Origin of the sequence: Streptomyces nidicola (assembly GCF_050106155.1) — a bacterium.
Lineage (GTDB): Bacteria > Actinomycetota > Actinomycetes > Streptomycetales > Streptomycetaceae > Streptomyces.
In genome coordinates this window covers 908,707-925,990 of sequence record NZ_JBNBPI010000001.1, presented here as the reverse complement: position 1 = coordinate 925,990, position 17,284 = coordinate 908,707, and the positions used below count along the sequence as shown (strand labels likewise).

The following is a 17,284-nucleotide window of genomic DNA, read 5'->3' as shown; positions in this document are numbered from 1 at the left end:
ATGGCCGACCACGACGTGCTCGTCATCGGCGCCGGATTCGCCGGCCTCTACCAGCTGCACCGGCTGCGCGCGCTCGGCTTCGACACCTGCGTGATCGAGGCGGGCGCGGACGTCGGCGGCACCTGGTACTGGAACCGCTATCCGGGCGCCCGCTGCGACATCGAGTCCGTCGAGTACTCCTACTCCTTCGACGCCGAACTCGAGCAGGAGTGGGACTGGAGCGAGCGCTACGCGGCCCAGCCGGAGATCCTCGCCTATGCCCGTCATGTGGCCGACCGCTTCGACCTGCGCAAGGACGTCGTCTTCAACACCCGCGTGGAATCGCTCGATTGGGACGACGCGGCGGAGCGCTGGACGGTCCGGGCCTCCGACGGCACACCCCGCACCGCCCGGTACGTCATCGCGGCCACCGGATGCCTGTCCGTACCGTCCCGGCCCGCCTTCGAGGGCCTCACGGACTTCGCGGGCGAGGTGCTGTGGACGTCCAACTGGCCGCACGAGGGCGCCGACCTCGCCGGCAAACGGGTGGCCGTGATCGGCACCGGATCCTCCGGACTGCAGACGATCACCGCGATCGCCCCGCTGGTCGGCTCGCTCGCCGTCTTCCAGCGCACCCCGTCCTACGCGGTGCCCGCCCACAACGGACCCAACGCCGCCCGCCTCGCCGCGGCGCGGGCGCGCTACCCCGAACGGCGCGAGGTCTCCCGCGCATCGTCGAAGGGCTTCGACTGCGACGAAGAGGCGCAGGTGCTGCTGATCGAGACCGAAGAGGAGGAGGTCGCAGGGGAGTTGGACCGCCGCTGGGACATCGGCGGACTGTGCTTCGGCAGCGGCTTCAGCGACCTGCTCAAGGACGCGGAGGCCAACGAGGCCGTCGCCGAGTACGTCCGGGCCCGGATCCGCGAGAAGGTCAAGAACCCCGAACTCGCCGAGCGGCTCACCCCGCGCACATACCCGATCGCCAGCAAGCGGATGTGCGTCGACACCGGCTACTTCGAGGTGTTCAACCAGGACAACGTCACCCTGGTCGACCTCGCCGAGCGGCCGATCGACCGGATGACCGAGCGCGGGATCCGCACCGAGGACGGGGTCACCTACGACGTCGACGTCATCGTCATGGCGACCGGATTCGACGCGATGACCGGCGCCCTGAACGCCATCGACATCCGCGGCGCCGACGGCCTCGCGCTGCGCGACAAGTGGGCCCACGGCCCGCGCACGTACCTCGGCCTGATGTCGGCCGGATTCCCCAACCTCTTCACGGTGACCGGCCCCCAGAGCCCGTCCGTCCTCTCCAACATGATGACCTCGATCGAGCACCACGTGGACTGGATCACCCGCGCCCTCACGCACCTGCGCGAGCGCGGACTGCACCGCATGGAGGCCGATCCGGACGCCGAGGCCAACTGGGTCAACACCACCAACGACCTCGCCGACCTCACGCTCATGCCCCGGGCCGCGTCCTGGTACATGGGCGCCAACATCCCAGGAAAACAACGGGTGTTCATGCCCTTCATCGGCGGTGTCGGCCTCTACCGCGACCTCACCGACGGCATCGCGGTGAGCCACTACCACGGCTTCGAGCTGAGCTGAGCGGGAGCGGTCCCGGTCCGGCTCAGCCCTGCCGGGCGCTGCCCATGACGGCAGGGAACGCGCTCGCGTCGCAGTCGAAGCCCTGGATCAGTTCATGGAGCTTCCAGGCCCCGGAGTCGTTCCGCCGGAATTCCACGATCGTCGCCGCGGTGGCCCCGGCGACCGGCGTGAAGTCGGTCTCCAGAAGCTCCGTGTACTTCTCCACGACCACCACCCCGGCGTTCTCGATGTCGGCGAAGGTGCGCGGGTCGGGGTCCTGATGGATCACCACTCCGACCACCACTCGCGCGTAGGAGGACGCCAGCCGGTCGAGTTCGAGAGTCATGACCTCGACGAAGCCGAAACCCATCCCGGTCTTGCTGTCCCGGATCATGTTGATGGTGCCGTCGGGGGAGCGGCTGTCGTAGTGGACGACGTACGCGGGATCCCCGTCGACGGCGTCCTCGGAATACGTCGCGGCGACGATGTCGAGATGGCGCGGTGACTCCCCGACGGGGCTCGGGTCCCAGCGAAGCCTGACCTCGATCTTCTGCAATCCCGTCGTGACGCTGCTCACCGGACGCCGCCTCCTTGCCTCGAGTCAACGAGGGGCCATCCCGCCCCCGTGCCCTCAAGTATGGCCTGCTACCAGCGGCTTGATGGTTCCTTGACGCAATTCACCCCCGCACGCGACGGCCTCGCGCCCGCCCGCCAACTTGGTAATGGGATCCATTTTCATATAGCGTCCCCGTGTCGCGCCGCACAGCGACCCCTTCCCACCCGCCACCCCATGGAGGATCCGATGGCCGTTCCCAAGCGGAAGATGTCCCGCAGCAACACCCGCCACCGCCGCGCCCAGTGGAAGGCGACCACGCCCCAGCTCGCCCCGGTCACGGTCGACGGCGTCCCGTACCTGGTGCCGCAGCGGCTGGTGAAGGCGTACGAGCGCGGGCTGCTGCGGCTCGAGGGCTGAGCGCAGACGAGCTGAGCCCACGGGCACCACGAGCACCACGAGCTCGAAACGCGCGCCCAGCGGGCGGCCCGGCTCGTAGCATGCAGCGCATGGCCATCAAACTTGAGAACGTCGCCATCGCTGTTCGCGACCTCGAAGCAACGATCTCCTTCTTCACCGACCTCGGCCTCACGGTCCTCGGCCGGGACACGGTCAGCGGGGAGTGGACCGACACTGCCGTCGGCCTCGACGGCAATCACGCCAAGATCGCGATGCTCCAGACGCCGGACGGGCAGGGTCGCCTGGAGCTCTTCGAGTACATCCACCCCGACGCGATCGAGACGGAGCCGACCCTCCCCAACGAGATCGGTATGCACCGCGTCGCCTTCTCGGTCGACAACATCGAGGAGGCCCTCGAGACGGCCGCCAAGCACGGGTGCCACCCGCTTCGCGGCGTGGGTACCTATGAGGACATCTACAAGCTCACGTACGTCCGTGGCCCCAGCGGCATCATCGTGATGTTCGCCGAGGAGCTGAAGAAGGGCTGACGGCCGATTGCCGGGACGCCGGGGCGTCGGGATGCCGAGCCCCGGCGGTGCTGGGAGGATCGGCGGGCGCCCGCTTCGTGCCCGTTTGCGGAGTCGCCGTGAGGGCGGCGGGTGCACGGGGTGACCTGGGTGCGGGAGCCGCACGGATCTCCCCGGCCCACGGCACGAAAGGCCCACCCATGCACTCTGTACCCGTGAAGCGGAGTAACCGAAGCGCGCGAGGGCGTGCCGTCGGCGTCGTGTGCGCCGTGGCCGCTTCGCTCTCCCTGCTGAGCGCCTGCTCGTCGGACGACGGGGACGGCACCTCCTCGGGCGCCGAGGAGAGCGAGAGCGCCTCCCAGCAGGATCAGGCCAGTGACGCGAGCCCGAGCGGCCGGCTGAACGAGGACCAGGCCGAGCGCAAGAAGCTGCTCTCCGCGACGAAGGTCGACTGGGAGAAGGCGGCACGCACCGCCGAGAAGGAAGTCTCCGGCAGCAAGCTCCTGGACATCGACCTCGGCGACGACAACCAGGGCAACCCGGAGTGGGAGGCCGAGGTCGTCGCGTCCGACGGCACGGGCACCGACGTACGCGTCGATGCCGTCACCGGCAAGGTCAGCGGCTCCACGACGGACAAGGACCAGGACGCGGACGACAAGAAGGAGAACACCGACCAGCTCGCCGCGGCCAAGATCACGGCGATGAAGGCCGCCGATACGGCCACCGGCCGGAAGAAGGGCAAGGTCACCTCCGTCGCCCTCGACGACTCCGACAACGGGACCACGGTCTGGTCGGTCGACGTGGTCACCCCTGCCACCTGGGACAAGACGTCGTTCGACATCGACGCGGTCAACGGCAAGGTCCTGAACGAGCACGTCGACCAGGACTGAATCCCCCCGGCCCCCGCACGCGTTCGGCGGGCCACGCCGACCGATGAGTCCCAAGCGACTCGCTGGCATCATCACGGGCCGGTCCTCCGAACCCCTGGCGTAGAGGAAATGCGCGGGCCTTCCTCGTTCTGCGGGCCGTTGGAGGAGGAGTGTGGCCCTTGGGCACTTGTGACCGAGCGCGCCATCCGGGAGTCCAGCCGCTGCCCCCGGGCCGGCCTGGTCCCCGGCAACTCGCAGGGGAGGCACGGTCATGGAGACACAAGGCGACTGGGCAGGTACCGCGCGTCGAACATGGCTCTGGCCGGTGGCGGTTCTCGTCGGCTTCCCGATCGGCGGGTTCGTCGCCGATCTTGTCGTTGACGGAGTCGATTCCGCGGGGCGGGCGCTCGTTGCGGGGCTCATCGCGGGTGCGGTCATCGGGGCGGCAGAGTGGTTCGCCCTGCGGCAGTGGGTGCCGTGGCCCTGGATCGCGGCGACGAGCGCGGGCATGGCCACGGGCCTGGCCGCCGGAGCGGCCCTGGTCGATTACGGGACCGGTCGAGGAGATGTCGTGGTCATCGGCGCCGTGACCGGCCTGTGCGTTGGGGTGTTGCAGGCGCTGGTGCTTGCGCAACGCGGGAACGCCGCTGCGTTCTGGTGGGCCGTCGCGAACCCGCCTGCCTGGGCGCTCGGCTGGCTCGTGACGTCGTACGTGATCACGACGAACATCGACGAGCGGTTCCCGAACTTCGGTGCCGGCGGCGCGCTCGTCTTCGGACTGCTGACCTGGCTGCTCCTCGCGGTGTTCTTCCGTACGGAGTCGTCCGAGGTGAGGGAGCCGGCGGCCTGGTGAAGCGCATCCGCCGGACGGGCGGTTGAGCGTCGCCCGCCCGCCCGTCCGGATCCCCGCCTAGACGCTGACCTTGACCTCCAGATGTTCCAGCCCGCGCAGCCCGTTGTTGAGCAGTGGCGTCGACGACACGGTCTCGAACCGGCGCACCCGGTCGGCGAGGCGGTCCAGGAGCGTGCCCATCTCCACGCGGGCCAGATGCATGCCGACGCAGACATGTTCGCCGCGGCCGAAGGCCAGGTGGTCCGAGGGGCGGCGGGTGATGTCGAAGCGTTCGGGGTCAGGGTAGTGGCGCTCGTCGCGGTTCGCGGAGCCGTAGAGCAGGGCCACGCGGCTGCCGGCGGGAAGGGCGACGCCGTCGATCTCGTGGTCCTCGGTGAGGACGCGGCTGAACTGGGGGACCGGCGTCTCCAGGCGCAGCGACTCGTTGATCGCGTGCGGGATCAGGGAGCGGTCGGCCCGCAACAGGTCCCATTGGTCCGGGTGTTGGGCGAAGAGCGCGATCGCGTTCGTGATTGCCAGAATCGTCGTGTCGAGGCTCGGCGTGACGTAGTCGAGCATCAGCGCCGGGCACTTCTCGCGCGGCAACTCCCCGCGGTCGGCCGCCTGGTGGAGGTTGGCGGCCCAGCCGTCGGGGTCGATGCGCCCGGGGACCGCCTCGTGGGCGACGTAGGCCATGAACTCCTCGACGACGGGCGCCGCCTTCGTGAAGCGTTCGTTGGCGGGACCCTGCATGTCCCACATGGCCGCGGCCCACTCCAGCATCTTGTCGCGCCCCCGGTCGGGCAGGCCGACGAGGTCGGAGACGACGGTCATGGGCAGATGCTCGGCCAGCTCCGTGGCGGCGTCGAACCGGCCCCGCTCGACCAGCTTCGCGACGATCCGCTCGGCCTCCGCCTCGATGGTGGGGGTGACGTCGCGCATCCGGTCCTGGCGCAGCGGGCGGCCCAACACGGCACGCATCGCGGTGTGTTCGGGCGGATCGCTGCACAGCGTGATCCCCTCGAGCTGCGCGTTCATGTCCGGGTCGACGAAGACCCCGCGGGCAGAGGAGAACGTCCGCCAGTCCATGAGCGCCGCGCGGACGTCCTGGTAGCGGGGGAGGGCGTAGAGGTCGTGGCGCGACAGGTGCACCACGGGCCCGAGCGCTCGTAACTCCTGGTAGATCGAGTACGGGTCGGCCCGCGCACCGGGCGTGTAGAGATCGACGTCGCTGACCGGTATCGCGGACATACACGCTCCTTGGGACGGGGGCCCGAACGGCGTTCAGCCTGGGCCCGGTTCGTCGTCGGGTACGGAAGGTCCGGGCGATCGTGGCATGCGGCCCGCGACCCTTCGGCGTATGTCATGAACACAAGACATTTCTGTGACAGTCCCGACGGTAGGGGTACTTCTGGCCGGAGCCAGGATGAAACGACCCGTGCGTACACCTCGCCAGGTCGATGAGTTTGCTTGCCGCCCGGAGTCTTCCACTGTGACAACGGAGCCCTTCCGTGCCATGCAGGAGAGAGGGAGGCGGTCATGCGCAACCCGATTCGGCTGTACATGTCGATGTCGCTCGACGGCTTCATCGCCGGTCCGGACGATCGACCGGGCCAGGAGCTCGGCCGTGACGGCGGACGCCTCTTCAACTGGCTCGACGACAGGAAATCCGACGGCCCCAGCGGACAGGTGTACCGCGAGGCGCTGGCGACCGGCGCGGTGATCTCCGGCCGTCGTACCTTCGAACTCGCCGGACGCTGGAAGGGCGACCACCACGACGGGGTGCCGATCTTCGTCCTCACCCATCACGTGGACGAGGGGGACGTGCCGCCCGGCCACGCGCGATTCGTCACCGACGTCGACGACTGCGCCCGGCAGGCCCGCGCGGCCGCCGGGGACCGGCCGGTCATGGTCCATGGGGCCGGCGCGGCCCAGGCGCTCCTGCGGGCCGGCCACATCGACGAGATGGAGATCCACCTGATTCCGGTCCTCCTCGGGAACGGCCGGCGCCTGTTCGACCACCTCGGCGCCGACCACATCGAACTCGACCTCGCCCGCCGCCTCGACGACCGGGACGTCACACACCTCCGCTACCGGGTGCGCCGCTCCGAGGAGGCCGGGTGAGGACCGCGGTCGTCTCCTGAGGGTCAGGAGCCCGTGGCCTCCGGTGGGGGAGGTTCGGGGGAGGCGAGCAGGAGGCAGGCGGTGCCGGAGATGTCGAGGACGCGGCGGACGGGGCGGCTGACGGCGATCAGGCGCAGGCTGCCTCCCGCGTCGGCGGCCAGCTGGTGATGGCGCACGAGGAGGTTGATGCCGGTCGAGTCGGTGAACGGCACGTCGGCGAAGTCGAGTTCGCAGCGGCGTGGGTGCAACGGGATCAGCACCCGGTCGAGGCCGGGCGCGGTGTTCAGGTCGAGTTCCCCCCGCGCGCGAAGGAGGACAAGGTCCCCGGCGTCGACGACGTTGATGTCGAAGAGGGGTGAGGTCGGCGTGCTCATGGTTTTGCTCCTCGGCCTACCCGCTTGAGGTGCGTTGAGTGTTCCATGGAAGCACCGAGCGCACGGTCCTGGCATCCGAACCGGCGGAAGGCGGCCAAGGTTGCTCGTTGGTCATGCCGACGGCATATGGTGGACGGGCCTATCGGCGGCAAGCAGACGGTCCTGAGCGGACGTTGGCATATGGCGTCGCGTTCTGGCCGAGTGCGGGGAAGCGTATGACAGCCGGACGGCCCGCGTCCTGAAATGCCGCGCACGTGAAGGTGCTCCTGCATTCAGGTGGTGCGCGGACGGCGCCTGCGTGGCGAGCTGCGTGCAGGTGGCATGTATGTCGGGGACAGTCGGGCCGGGGCCGTGAGGCTCTGGCCCGCTCCTCTGTACCCAACCGATGGGAGCCCTTGATGGGTCGTCGTACCGGCATGCGCAGCACAGTGATCGCCGCCGCTTCGTTTCTGGCACTGACCCTGCCCGCCACACTCGCCCACGCGGACATCGCCGCGCCGGCGAAGGGCTGCACCGCCTACGAGAAGACGGTCACGCGGCACCAGACGACCGTGGACGTGCTCGACGCGCGGTTCGCCGCGGAGAAGCGCACGTCCGACAGACTCTCCGACGCCCATGCGGACGCGACCGCCGAAGCGGACGGGATCCAGTTCCAGCTCGGCGACCTGAACGAGCGCATCCAAGACACCGACCCCGCGGACCCGCAGTACGCCGAACTCCTCAAGCAGCGCGACGAGAAGCGCGAGGAGCTCAAGGAGGCGGAAGTGCGGGAGCGCGTGGCCTACGAGGCCTCGCGGGCGTTCGAGGCCGACGCCCAACTCGCCGCGGACCGCACGAAGGCGCACGCACTCCTCAAGAGGGCGAAGACCCGTCTGGCCACGTGCCAGAGCAAGCTCGCGGCATAGGGCGCGAGCGCAGCCGGCATCGTGACCACTCCCGCGTAACCTCCTCCTGTGTCAGATGTGCCAGCCGTGTCAGCCTCTCGCCCGCACCATGTCGCCGTCCTCGTGCTCGAGGGCGCCAAGCCGCTCGATGTCGGCATCCCCGCGCAGGTGTTCACGACCCGCGCGAGCATGCCGTACGAGGTGCGGGTGTGCGGGGCCGAGCCCGGGCTCGTGACCGGCGGCGACGGCCTCGCGTACGCCGTGGCGCACGGCCTCGAAGCGCTCGCCTGGGCCGACATGGTCTTCGTCCCCGGCTACCGGTTCCCGGACCGGGAGGACCCGCCGCGGGCCGTCGTCGACGCGCTGCTCGCCGCCCACGAGCGGGGCGCCCGGCTCGCAGCCATCTCGACCGGCGCGTTCGCGCTCGCCGCCACGGGACTGCTCGACGGCAGGCGCGCCACGACGCACTGGCACTACACGCGCGCCCTCGCGGCCAGGTATCCGCTCATCCAGGTCGACGAGAACGTGCTGTTCGTCGACGAGGGCCCGGTGCTGACCTCGGCCGGCGCCGCCTCCGGCATCGACCTGTGCCTGCACATCCTGCGCGGCGACCTGGGAGTCGCCGCGTCCAACCACGCCGCGCGCCGCCTGGTCGCCGCGCCCTACCGCAGCGGCGGCCAGGCCCAGTACGTGCCGCGCAGCGTCCCCGAGCCGCTCGGGGAGCGATTCGCCGACACCCGAGAATGGGCGCTGCACCGGCTCGGCGAGCCCCTCACCCTCGACACCCTGGCGCGGCAGGCCGGGGTGTCACCGCGCACCTTCTCCCGGCGCTTCGTCGACGAGACCGGCTACACCCCGATGCAGTGGGTGATGCGCGCCCGTATCGACCTGGCCCGCGAACTGCTCGAGCGCTCGCAGCGCAGCGTCGAACAGATCGCCGCCGACGTCGGGCTCGGCACCGGCGCGAACCTGCGGCTGCACTTCCAGCGCATCCTCGGCACCACACCGAGCGAGTACCGGCGGACCTTCACCCCGGGCGGCTGACGCTCGCGGCGTGGCGCCATCCTTTTGAAGCGTGGCGATCCCGCCACTGTCCGCACCGCGAGCCCCGCGCGAGCCTGGTGGGGAACGGAAGGGACACCATTCATGACTCGCATCGCCATCAACGGATTCGGCCGCATCGGCCGCAATGTGCTGCGCGCCCTGCTGGAGCGCGACAGCGACCTCGAGGTCGTCGCCGTCAACGACCTGACGGAGCCCGCCACGCTCGCCCGGCTGCTCGCCTTCGACAGCACGGCGGGACGGCTCGGGCGCCCGGTCACCGTCGACGGGAACACCCTCGTCGTCGACGGCCGGCGGATCACGGTGACGGCCGAGCGCGAACCGGCGCAGCTGCCGTGGGCCGAACTCGGCGTCGACCTCGTCCTGGAGGCCACCGGCCGTTTCACCTCGGCCAAGGCCGCCCGCGCCCATCTCGACGCGGGCGCGAAGAAGGTACTCGTCAGCGCCCCGTCCGACGGCGCCGACGTCACCCTCGCGTACGGGGTCAACACCGACGCGTACGACCCGGCCGTGCACACCATCGTCTCGAACGCCTCCTGCACCACCAACGCGCTCGCCCCGCTGGCCAAGGTGCTCGACGAACTCGCCGGTATCGAGCACGGGTTCATGACGACGGTGCACGCCTACACGCAGGAGCAGAACCTCCAGGACGGTCCGCACCGCGACGCCCGCCGCGCCCGCGCCGCCGGGGTCAACATCGTGCCGACCACGACCGGCGCCGCCAAGGCCATCGGCCTGGTCCTCCCGAACCTCGACGGCAGGCTGTCGGGTGACTCGATCCGCGTCCCCGTACCGGTCGGCTCGATCGTCGAACTCAACACGACCGTCGCCCGCGACGTGACGCGCGACGACGTGCTGGCCGCCTACCGCGCCGCGGCCGAGGGTCCGCTCGCCGGCGTCCTCGAGTACTCGGACGACGCCCTCGTGTCCTCCGACATCGTGGGCAACCCCGCCTCGTCGATCTTCGACTCGGCCCTCACCCGCGTCGACGGCCGACACATCAAGGTCGTCGCCTGGTACGACAACGAGTGGGGCTTCTCGAACCGGGTGATCGACACGCTGGAACTGCTCGCCACCCGCTGACCTCTCGGGCCCCCGCCCGCCGGTTACGCGGGCCGGGGCCCTGCCGCGCGGCGCAGGCGGTTGGCGATCGCGAGGCCGAGGCCGTCCTGCGCCGGCAGCGACGCGAGGATGAGGTCGCAGCCCTGCTCGTCGAGGTCGCGCAGGTAGCCGTAGAGGCCGCGCGCGTAGGCGTCGAGCGACGCGGGGACGGCGGCCACGGCGTGCGCCTTCGCCGTCTCCGGAGCGCCGGCGAGGGCCGACGGCAGGAACACGCCCACCCGGTGGCCGAGTTCGTGTGCGCGGACCGTCTCGGCGAGGAGCTCCTCCGGGTCGACGAGGACGACGCGCGCGTTCGGCGCGTAGTGCGAAGGGTGCTGGCCCGGTACGCGCACCTCGCTGGTGTCGGGGACGTCGAGGGGACGCCCCAGCGCCAGTTCGAGGTCCTCGCGCGTCACGCCGCCCGGCCGCAGAATGCTCAGGGACTCGCTTGTCGCATCGACGATGGTCGACTCGACGCCGACGTCGCAGGGGCCGCCGTCGAGCACGAAGTCGACCCCGTCACCGAGTTCGGTGCGGACGTGCTCGGCGGTGGTGGGGCTGACCGAGCCGAACCGGTTGGCGGACGGGGCCGCGACGCCACCGCCGAAGGCCTTGAGCAGCTCCAGCGCGACGGGGTGGTCGGGCACGCGCACCCCCACCGTCTCGAGCCCGCCGGTGGTTTCGTGAGGCACCCGGCCACTGCGCCGCAGGACCAGCGTGAGCGGCCCCGGCCAGAAGCGCTCCGCGAGCAGGCGCGCCGCCTCCGGCACGTCATCGGCCCAGTCGTCCAGGTGCTCGGCGCCGCCGATGTGGACGATCAGCGGGTGGTTGGGCGGGCGGCCCTTGGTCTCGAAGATGCGGGCGACGGCGGCCGGGTTCTCGGCGTCGGCGCCCAGGCCGTAGACCGTCTCGGTCGGGAGGGCGACGAGCCCACCGGCGCGCAGCACGCCGACCGCCTCGTCGATGTGGATGTCGCCGGCGGGTGCCGGCACCCGCACGTTGTTCTTCACTGTGGTGCGCTTCTTTCGATGGGGCGGGGGTCAGAGTGCGGCGTCGGCGGTTTCGCTCAGGCCGTGGGAGGCGACCAGCTGCGCGGTGCCGTCGGCCAGCCGGTAGGACAGGCCCACCACGGCGAGGCGGCCTGCGGCCACCTGCTCGGACAGCACACGGGAACGGTCGAGCAGCAGGTCGACGGTGTGCCGTATGTGCTCGTGCAGGATCTCCTCGTCCCCGCCACGGCCGGCGGCGCGGGCCGCGAGCACGCTCGGCGTCACGCGCTCGACGACGTCGCGCACGAAGCCGGCGGGTGCCCTGCCACCGTCGGCGGCGTCCTTGGCGGCGGCGATCGCCCCGCACGAGTCGTGGCCGAGGACCACGACCAGCGGGCAGCCCAGCACACTCACCCCGTACTCGATGCTGCCCAGCACCTCCGAACCGACCACGTGCCCGGCCGTGCGGACCACGAACATGTCGCCGAGCCCCTGATCGAAGATGATCTCGGCGGCGAGGCGGGAGTCGGAGCAGCCGAACAGCACCGCGAAGGGGTTCTGCCCGGGGGCGGTCTCGGTGCGGCGCGCGGCGTCCTGGTTGGGATGTCCGGGGGTGCCGGTGACGAAGCGTCGGTTGCCGTCCAGCAGCATCGCGAAGGCTTCGTCGGGAGTGGGATTCAGCGTCTCGGTCACGACGGCAGGCTACGACTCGCGTCCCGGAACCGCGCAGCCAGGTCCACCGAACCCGCGCGGAGGAAGCGGCCATCGTCCTCGTCACGCACGTCACCCCGGGCATGGGAGGCGGCTTGACGGCCCCACGTCAGTAGCCGTGGTGGCCGTCTCCCGCCCGCATGCCCGGGGTGTACGTCAGGACCGCAGAACCTCAGTACCTCACGCCTTGTCCTGCATGCTGCTGCGCGCCGGGTTGGCCTGCTCCGCCGCCTTGGGGTCCTTCTCGCCGGCCTTGGCCTGCACGCCCTGCTTGATGCGCTCACCGATGGTCCGGTCGATGTTGGACCAGTACTCGAACGCACGGTGCAGCACCGGCTCACTCACGTCGTTGAGCAGGTGACCGACGACGTTGTCCACGAGGCGGTCGCGCGCGGCGTCGTCGAGGACCTCGCGGACCATCGTGCCCGCCTGGCCCCAGTCGTCGTCCTCGGCGTGGTCGACGTAGGCGGCGCGGGTGATGTCACCGTCCGCGTACCAGCTCGGCGGTGTCCCGTAGCGGTCCGTGTCGGCCGCCGGGCCGCCCTTGGAGTTCGGCGCGTACACCGGGTCCGTGGTCTTGCGGTAGGCCATGGCCCCGTCTTTGGAGTACGTGTTCACGGGGGCGACGGGAGCGTTGACCGGCAGCTGCTGGTAGTTGCCGCCGATCCGGTGCCGGTGCGCGTCGGCGTAGGAGAACAGCCGGCCGAGCAGCATCCGGTCCGGGCTCGGGCCGATGCCGGGGACCAGGTTGTTCGGCTGGAACGCCGCCTGCTCGATCTCCGCGTGGTTGTCCGTCGGATTGCGGTCGAGCGTCATCTTGCCGACCTCGACCAGCGGGTAGTCGGCGTGCGGCCACACCTTGGTCAGGTCGAACGGGTTGAAGCGGTACGTGGGGGCGTCGTCGTACGGCATGATCTGCACGTACAGCGTCCAGCTGGGGTACTCCCCGTCGCGGATGTGCTCGAAGAGATCACGGGTGTGGTAGTCCGTGTCGGCCGCGGCCATCTGGTCGGCCTCGTGCTGGGTGAAGCACTCGATGCCCTGGTCGGTCTTGAAGTGGTACTTCACCCAGAACCGCTCGCCCTGGGCGTTGATCCACATGTACGTGTGCGACGTGTAGCCGTTCATGTGGCGCCAGGTGCGCGGGATGCCCCGGTCGCCCATCAGCCAGGTGACCTGGTGCGCGGACTCGGGCGAGAGGGTCCAGAAGTCCCACTGCATGTCGTGGTCGCGGAGGTTGTTGTCCGCGCGGCGCTTCTGGGACCGGATGAAGTGCTGGAACTTCATCGGGTCCTTCACGAAGAACACCGGGGTGTTGTTCCCCACCATGTCGTAGTTGCCCTCGGTGGTGTAGAACTTCACCGCGAAACCGCGGGGGTCGCGCCACGTGTCCGGGCTCCCGCGCTCACCGGCGACCGTGGAGAACCGGGTCACCAGCTCGGTCCGGGTGCCGGGCTGGAACACCGCGGCCTTCGTGTAGGGGCTGACGTCGGCGGTGACCTGGAAGTGGCCGAAGGCGCCGCTGCCCTTGGCGTGCGGCTGCCGCTCCGGGATCCGCTCCCGGTTGAACTGCGCCATCTGCTCGATCAGATAGGAGTCCTGCAGCAGGATCGGGCCGCCGGCGCCGACCGTGAGCGAGTGCTCATCGCTTTCGACCGGAACGCCGGCATCCGTGGTCGTCGCTTTGGCTGTGTCGTCACTCATGGGCTACGCGTGCCTTTCGACGGAGGTCCTAAACGCCCTCGGTGCCCTGCGGGTGCGACCTCGGAGGACGTTTCAGGCGGAGCCGCCTCTCGAAGGACACACCGGGCAAACCGACGACATGACCATGCTGCGGCCTCCGTACGGACACGGCCATTCGTAGAGCGCCACCACGGCGAGCCCACCCGGCCCGCTCACGCGAAGTGAGCGCCCACCCGGCGCCCGGCGGCGCAGAGCAGGGCGACGGAGGCCCCGGCCAGGAGGATGTGGCCGACGAGGTTCACGGTGCCACCGGAGCCCTGGTCCGGGGGCTGGCCGAAGCCGACCCAGGCGTAGGTGAGCGTGGCGCCGGCGGCCAGGGCGAAGGTGTGCGGCGGCGCCCAGGCACGCGCGCGTGCCCAATGGTGGACAAGGGCCACGGCCGCCACGGCGATCGCGAGGGCCGCGGCCACGCCCGCCCAGCTCGGCTGGAGAACCAGCCAGAACGCGCTGGTGGCCGCGAACGAGGCGATGCCGACGAACAGCGGCCGGGGCGCGACACGGGAGTCGAGCCCGGCGCGCGGGCGGGGGATCAGGAACGCGGCGGCCACGAGCGCGGCCACCACGGCGGCCGTGCCGGCCAGCAGCGGCCAAGGTGCCATGTAACCGCTGTCCTCGTAGCTGCCCCAGCCGACGACCACGGCCCCCAGCACCAGCAGCGCGGCCGTGACGGTGAGCCCGGTCCTGCCGAGCCACGGACGTGCCGCGCGCTCCGGGACAAGGGCTTCCATGAGCGCGATCGGCACGGTGATGCTCCACAGCGCGTGCACGGCCAGGACGGAGATCAGGCCGTAGGCGCCGGTGCCGACGAGGGGGATGGGCGTCACGGTGACCATGTCGTAGTTGCCGGAGTAGTCGGCGTTGAACAGCATCTGGTCCAGCAGGCCCTCTTCGAGCAGCGCGTACGCGGCGCCCAGCAGCAGGATGGAACCCCAGCCGCGACCGGTCCTGCGGACGAGTTCGCGGATGAGCAGGGCGCCGCTTCCGTAGAGGAGCGCGAGGACCGGCAGCAGCGCCAGGGCGTCGAGCGAGGTGGCGCCGAGGAGCATCTCGCCGATCAACGGCGCGAGGAAGAAGAGTCCCACCGCCGGCATGCTGTTTCTCATGCGGTCGACGCTACGGACACCGGACCCGCCCGCGCCTCGGCCGAGCGGCCGCCCTGGACGTCCGTGCGGCTACGGGCCCGCGGCCAGAAATATCCGAAGGTCGGCCGTAGGGAAACTTTGGGCGGACGCGCAGGGGGCATGCCCCCAGGTCTCATCGGGTGCGCACGCCGTGGGCGTCGCACCCGACACCGGTTCTCCCCGCCCCGCTCAGCCGATCGGCACCGGCAGCGGTGTCACCGCGTAGGCGAGCGTGATGGTGTCACCGGTCGAAGAGTCGGACAGCTCCACCCGCCAGGCCTCGCCGAACTGGTCCACGCCCTCCGCCATCGGGATGGTGCCGGAGATCAGCACCGTGCCGGGGAGCAGCTCGCCGCGCTCGCGCAGTACGTCCGCCCAGTACGACGGCGTGAGCAGCTCCGCGAGGGAGCCGTCCTGGATCAGGGACTCCTCGCCCTTCACCGTCACCCACGCGCGCAGCGTCAGGTCGTCCAGGCGACCCTCGACGTCCGAGAGGCGCCAGGCGCGTCGGGCCAGGACGTCCGGGCTCGCGTTCTTGCTCCAGGCCACGCCGTGCACCTCGAGCTCGCGGTCCGTGTGGTCGCACGCGGCCGTGAGCAGCAGCTCGCCGTCCTGCGCCACGACGAGCGCCCACTCCGCCTCGCCCGAGGTCCGCCCGTGCTGCACCGCGACCCGCTCGGTCTGCTGTGCGAGGTAGGGGGAGATGGGGTACAGGGCCGGGGTGGTGGTCGGAGCGGGCACGCCGAGTTCGGCGAGTTCGGCGACGTGCGCGGCGACATCGTCCTGGCTGCGCCCGGCGTATCCGGCGTTGAGGACCTGGACGACGTCCACGTCGCGGGTGGAGCCGTCGGGCAGTTCGAACGTGAGCAGCGTCATGGAAATCTCCAGGGGTGAGCAGGTAGGAGGGTTGCGAAGCGGTTAACTTCCCGTTCGGGGCTTGCGCATACGACCTGTATACAAGAAGTATGCCGGAAGGTCGATGTCCCCCCGAACGTCGACGTCCCCCCTCAGACCGTCGAAGCCCCCGAACCGAGGACCGAAATGCTGCAAGACTCCCCACGCGGCGCGCCCGCCGCACCGGTCGTCACCCCGAACCGCTCCGGTCTCGTCCGGGCCTTCTTCGCGAGCCTGACCGGCACCGCCCTGGAGTGGTACGACTTCGCGGTCTACTCCGCCGCGTCGGCCCTGGTCTTCGGCGACCTGTTCTTCCCCTCGGAGGACCCGCTCACCGGCACCTTGCTGGCCTTCTCCACGTACGCCGTCGGCTACGTCTCGCGCCCGCTCGGCGGCATCGTCTTCGGACGGCTCGGCGATGTGATCGGCCGCAAGAAGGTGCTGATCGCGACGCTCGTACTGATCGGCGCCGCCACGTTCCTGATCGGCCTGCTGCCCACCCACAGCAGCATCGGCGCCGCCGCTCCCATCGCGCTTGTCGTGCTGCGGTTCGCGCAGGGCGTGGGCGTCGGCGGCGAGTGGGGCGGCGCCGTGCTGCTCTCCAGCGAGTTCGGCGACCCGAAGAAGCGCGGCTTCTTCGCCTCGGCCGCACAGGTCGGACCGCCCGCGGGCAACCTCCTCGCCAACGGCGTCCTGGCGGCGCTCGGCGCCCTGCTGACCGAGGACCAGTTCCTCTCCTGGGGCTGGCGCGTCGCCTTCCTGGTCTCCGGTGTCCTGGTCGGATTCGGCCTGTGGATCCGCGCGAAGCTGGAGGAGACCCCGGTCTTCAAGGCGATGGAGGCCGAGCAGAGCCGTCCCGAGGCGCCGGTGCGCGAGGTGCTCACCCGGCAGCCCCGTGCCCTGATCGCGGCGATCCTCGCCCGTGTCGCCCCGGACGTGCTGTACGCGCTGTTCACCGTCTTCGTGCTGACCTACGCCACCGACGAGCTGGACATGTCGCGGGGGTCCGCGCTGACCGCCGTACTGATCGGCTCCTCGCTCCAGATCGTCCTGATCCCGCTCGCGGGCGCGCTGTCCGACCGCGTCAACAGGCGTCTGCTGTACGGCTGTTCGGCCGTCGGTGCCGGTGTGTGGCCGTTCGTCTTCTTCGGCATGGTCGACGGCGGCTCGTGGGGCCTGCTGGTCCTCGGTGTGATCGTCGCGCTGGTCCTGCACTCGCTGATGTACGGCCCGCAGGCCGCGTTCGTCGCCGAACAGTTCTCGCCGCGGCTGCGCTCCACGGGCTCCTCGCTCGCGTATACGCTGGCCGGTCTGATCGGCGGCGCGATCGCTCCACTGCTGTTCACGGCGCTGCTCGGCTCGTTCCACAGCTGGGTGCCGCTCGCCGTATACGTTGCCGTCACCGCGGCCGTGACCGTCACCGGACTCCTGCTGGGCCGCGACGCGGAAGCGGCCACGGACGAGGACACGGAGCTGGTCGCGCAGGCGACCGCCTGAACCGCACACCTACCGTCTCATCAGGTCACATC

General features: G+C 70.5%; 18 protein-coding genes. 10 read left to right on the top strand and 8 right to left on the bottom strand.

The window, feature by feature from the left end; all coding sequences use genetic code 11:
* Complete coding sequence (locus ACOKM3_RS04385) at positions 1 to 1,593, top strand: flavin-containing monooxygenase (RefSeq protein WP_426897064.1); 1,593 nt, start codon at positions 1 to 3, stop codon at positions 1,591 to 1,593.
* A 22-nt stretch (positions 1,594 to 1,615) separates the two neighbouring features.
* Here ACOKM3_RS04385 and ACOKM3_RS04380 read toward each other — a convergent pair whose 3' ends face one another.
* A complete protein-coding gene (locus ACOKM3_RS04380) occupies positions 1,616 to 2,149 on the bottom strand; it encodes a TerD family protein (protein WP_426897062.1) in 534 nt (177 codons plus the stop codon).
* Positions 2,150 to 2,374: 225 nt separating this feature from the next.
* Between ACOKM3_RS04380 and rpmF the strand changes: the two genes are divergently transcribed.
* The 4 genes from rpmF (at position 2,375) to ACOKM3_RS04360 (ending at position 4,773) form a co-directional block, all read left to right on the top strand.
* Positions 2,375 to 2,545, top strand: coding sequence for a 50S ribosomal protein L32 (gene rpmF, locus ACOKM3_RS04375; protein ID WP_426897060.1), 171 nt, complete (start codon positions 2,375 to 2,377; stop codon positions 2,543 to 2,545).
* A gap of 89 nt (positions 2,546 to 2,634) precedes the next feature.
* On the top strand, positions 2,635 to 3,072 hold the full coding sequence (locus tag ACOKM3_RS04370) for a VOC family protein (RefSeq protein ID WP_266723831.1): 438 nt from the start codon (positions 2,635 to 2,637) through the stop codon (positions 3,070 to 3,072).
* A gap of 248 nt (positions 3,073 to 3,320) precedes the next feature.
* A complete protein-coding gene (locus ACOKM3_RS04365; RefSeq protein WP_426897058.1) occupies positions 3,321 to 3,941 on the top strand; it encodes a PepSY domain-containing protein in 621 nt (206 codons plus the stop codon).
* Positions 3,942 to 4,191: 250 nt separating this feature from the next.
* A complete protein-coding gene (locus ACOKM3_RS04360; RefSeq protein ID WP_426897056.1) occupies positions 4,192 to 4,773 on the top strand; it encodes a hypothetical protein in 582 nt (193 codons plus the stop codon).
* 57 nt (positions 4,774 to 4,830) lie between these two features.
* Here ACOKM3_RS04360 and ACOKM3_RS04355 read toward each other — a convergent pair whose 3' ends face one another.
* Positions 4,831 to 6,003 carry a cytochrome P450 gene (locus ACOKM3_RS04355; RefSeq protein ID WP_426897054.1) on the bottom strand — a complete coding sequence of 391 codons (1,173 nt, stop codon included), beginning with the start codon at positions 6,001 to 6,003 and terminating at the stop codon, positions 4,831 to 4,833.
* A 288-nt stretch (positions 6,004 to 6,291) separates the two neighbouring features.
* Here ACOKM3_RS04355 and ACOKM3_RS04350 point away from each other — a divergent pair, with 288 nt between their 5' ends.
* Positions 6,292 to 6,876 (top strand): dihydrofolate reductase family protein, encoded by a 585-nt coding sequence (locus ACOKM3_RS04350; RefSeq protein ID WP_426897052.1) that lies wholly within the window; start codon positions 6,292 to 6,294, stop codon positions 6,874 to 6,876.
* A gap of 23 nt (positions 6,877 to 6,899) precedes the next feature.
* Here the strand turns inward: ACOKM3_RS04350 and ACOKM3_RS04345 are convergent, their stop codons facing one another.
* A complete protein-coding gene (locus ACOKM3_RS04345) occupies positions 6,900 to 7,250 on the bottom strand; it encodes an STAS domain-containing protein (RefSeq protein WP_426897050.1) in 351 nt (116 codons plus the stop codon).
* A gap of 416 nt (positions 7,251 to 7,666) precedes the next feature.
* Between ACOKM3_RS04345 and ACOKM3_RS04340 the strand changes: the two genes are divergently transcribed.
* The 3 genes from ACOKM3_RS04340 to gap all read left to right on the top strand — a co-directional run bounded on the left by ACOKM3_RS04340 (position 7,667) and on the right by gap (position 10,279).
* Positions 7,667 to 8,155: a hypothetical protein gene (locus ACOKM3_RS04340; RefSeq protein WP_426897048.1), complete on the top strand. Its 489-nt coding sequence runs from the start codon at positions 7,667 to 7,669 to the stop codon at positions 8,153 to 8,155.
* 66 nt (positions 8,156 to 8,221) lie between these two features.
* Entirely contained in the window at positions 8,222 to 9,178 is a 957-nt protein-coding gene (locus tag ACOKM3_RS04335) for a GlxA family transcriptional regulator (protein ID WP_426897046.1), read from the top strand.
* A 102-nt stretch (positions 9,179 to 9,280) separates the two neighbouring features.
* Positions 9,281 to 10,279, top strand: a complete 999-nt coding sequence (gene gap / locus ACOKM3_RS04330) for a type I glyceraldehyde-3-phosphate dehydrogenase (RefSeq protein WP_426897044.1) — start codon at positions 9,281 to 9,283, stop codon at positions 10,277 to 10,279.
* Between the two features lie 23 nt (positions 10,280 to 10,302).
* Here the strand turns inward: gap and ACOKM3_RS04325 are convergent, their stop codons facing one another.
* From ACOKM3_RS04325 to ACOKM3_RS04305, 5 genes are all read right to left on the bottom strand, one after another.
* On the bottom strand, positions 10,303 to 11,307 hold the full coding sequence (locus ACOKM3_RS04325; protein ID WP_426897042.1) for an L-threonylcarbamoyladenylate synthase: 1,005 nt from the start codon (positions 11,305 to 11,307) through the stop codon (positions 10,303 to 10,305).
* Positions 11,308 to 11,337: 30 nt separating this feature from the next.
* On the bottom strand, positions 11,338 to 11,979 hold the full coding sequence (locus ACOKM3_RS04320) for a carbonic anhydrase (RefSeq protein ID WP_426897040.1): 642 nt from the start codon (positions 11,977 to 11,979) through the stop codon (positions 11,338 to 11,340).
* Positions 11,980 to 12,177: 198 nt separating this feature from the next.
* Positions 12,178 to 13,701, bottom strand: coding sequence for a catalase (locus ACOKM3_RS04315; RefSeq protein ID WP_426897038.1), 1,524 nt, complete (start codon positions 13,699 to 13,701; stop codon positions 12,178 to 12,180).
* A gap of 191 nt (positions 13,702 to 13,892) precedes the next feature.
* The gene (locus ACOKM3_RS04310; protein WP_426897037.1) at positions 13,893 to 14,843 is read right to left on the bottom strand and encodes a hypothetical protein; all 951 of its coding nucleotides are present in this window, start codon (positions 14,841 to 14,843) and stop codon (positions 13,893 to 13,895) included.
* Between the two features lie 207 nt (positions 14,844 to 15,050).
* Positions 15,051 to 15,737, bottom strand: a complete 687-nt coding sequence (locus ACOKM3_RS04305; protein WP_426897035.1) for a DUF2848 domain-containing protein — start codon at positions 15,735 to 15,737, stop codon at positions 15,051 to 15,053.
* Positions 15,738 to 15,902: 165 nt separating this feature from the next.
* Here ACOKM3_RS04305 and ACOKM3_RS04300 point away from each other — a divergent pair, with 165 nt between their 5' ends.
* Complete coding sequence (locus ACOKM3_RS04300; protein WP_426897033.1) at positions 15,903 to 17,252, top strand: MFS transporter; 1,350 nt, start codon at positions 15,903 to 15,905, stop codon at positions 17,250 to 17,252.
* The last annotated feature ends 32 nt before the right edge of the window (positions 17,253 to 17,284 follow it).

Excerpts from the sequence above, each read along its gene's own strand:
- ACOKM3_RS04385 (WP_426897064.1), top strand. The coding sequence starts at position 1 with ATGGCCGACCACGACGTGCTCGTCATCGGCGCCGGATTCGCCGGCCTC.
- rpmF (WP_426897060.1), top strand. The coding sequence starts at position 2,375 with ATGGCCGTTCCCAAGCGGAAGATGTCCCGCAGCAACACCCGCCACCGC.
- ACOKM3_RS04370 (WP_266723831.1), top strand. The coding sequence starts at position 2,635 with ATGGCCATCAAACTTGAGAACGTCGCCATCGCTGTTCGCGACCTCGAA.
- ACOKM3_RS04360 (WP_426897056.1), top strand. The coding sequence starts at position 4,192 with ATGGAGACACAAGGCGACTGGGCAGGTACCGCGCGTCGAACATGGCTC.
- ACOKM3_RS04355 (WP_426897054.1), bottom strand. The coding sequence starts at position 6,003 with ATGTCCGCGATACCGGTCAGCGACGTCGATCTCTACACGCCCGGTGCG.
- ACOKM3_RS04350 (WP_426897052.1), top strand. The coding sequence starts at position 6,292 with ATGCGCAACCCGATTCGGCTGTACATGTCGATGTCGCTCGACGGCTTC.
- ACOKM3_RS04345 (WP_426897050.1), bottom strand. The coding sequence starts at position 7,250 with ATGAGCACGCCGACCTCACCCCTCTTCGACATCAACGTCGTCGACGCC.
- ACOKM3_RS04340 (WP_426897048.1), top strand. The coding sequence starts at position 7,667 with ATGCGCAGCACAGTGATCGCCGCCGCTTCGTTTCTGGCACTGACCCTG.
- gap (WP_426897044.1), top strand. The coding sequence starts at position 9,281 with ATGACTCGCATCGCCATCAACGGATTCGGCCGCATCGGCCGCAATGTG.
- ACOKM3_RS04315 (WP_426897038.1), bottom strand. The coding sequence starts at position 13,701 with ATGAGTGACGACACAGCCAAAGCGACGACCACGGATGCCGGCGTTCCG.
- ACOKM3_RS04310 (WP_426897037.1), bottom strand. The coding sequence starts at position 14,843 with ATGAGAAACAGCATGCCGGCGGTGGGACTCTTCTTCCTCGCGCCGTTG.
- ACOKM3_RS04305 (WP_426897035.1), bottom strand. The coding sequence starts at position 15,737 with ATGACGCTGCTCACGTTCGAACTGCCCGACGGCTCCACCCGCGACGTG.
- ACOKM3_RS04300 (WP_426897033.1), top strand. The coding sequence starts at position 15,903 with ATGCTGCAAGACTCCCCACGCGGCGCGCCCGCCGCACCGGTCGTCACC.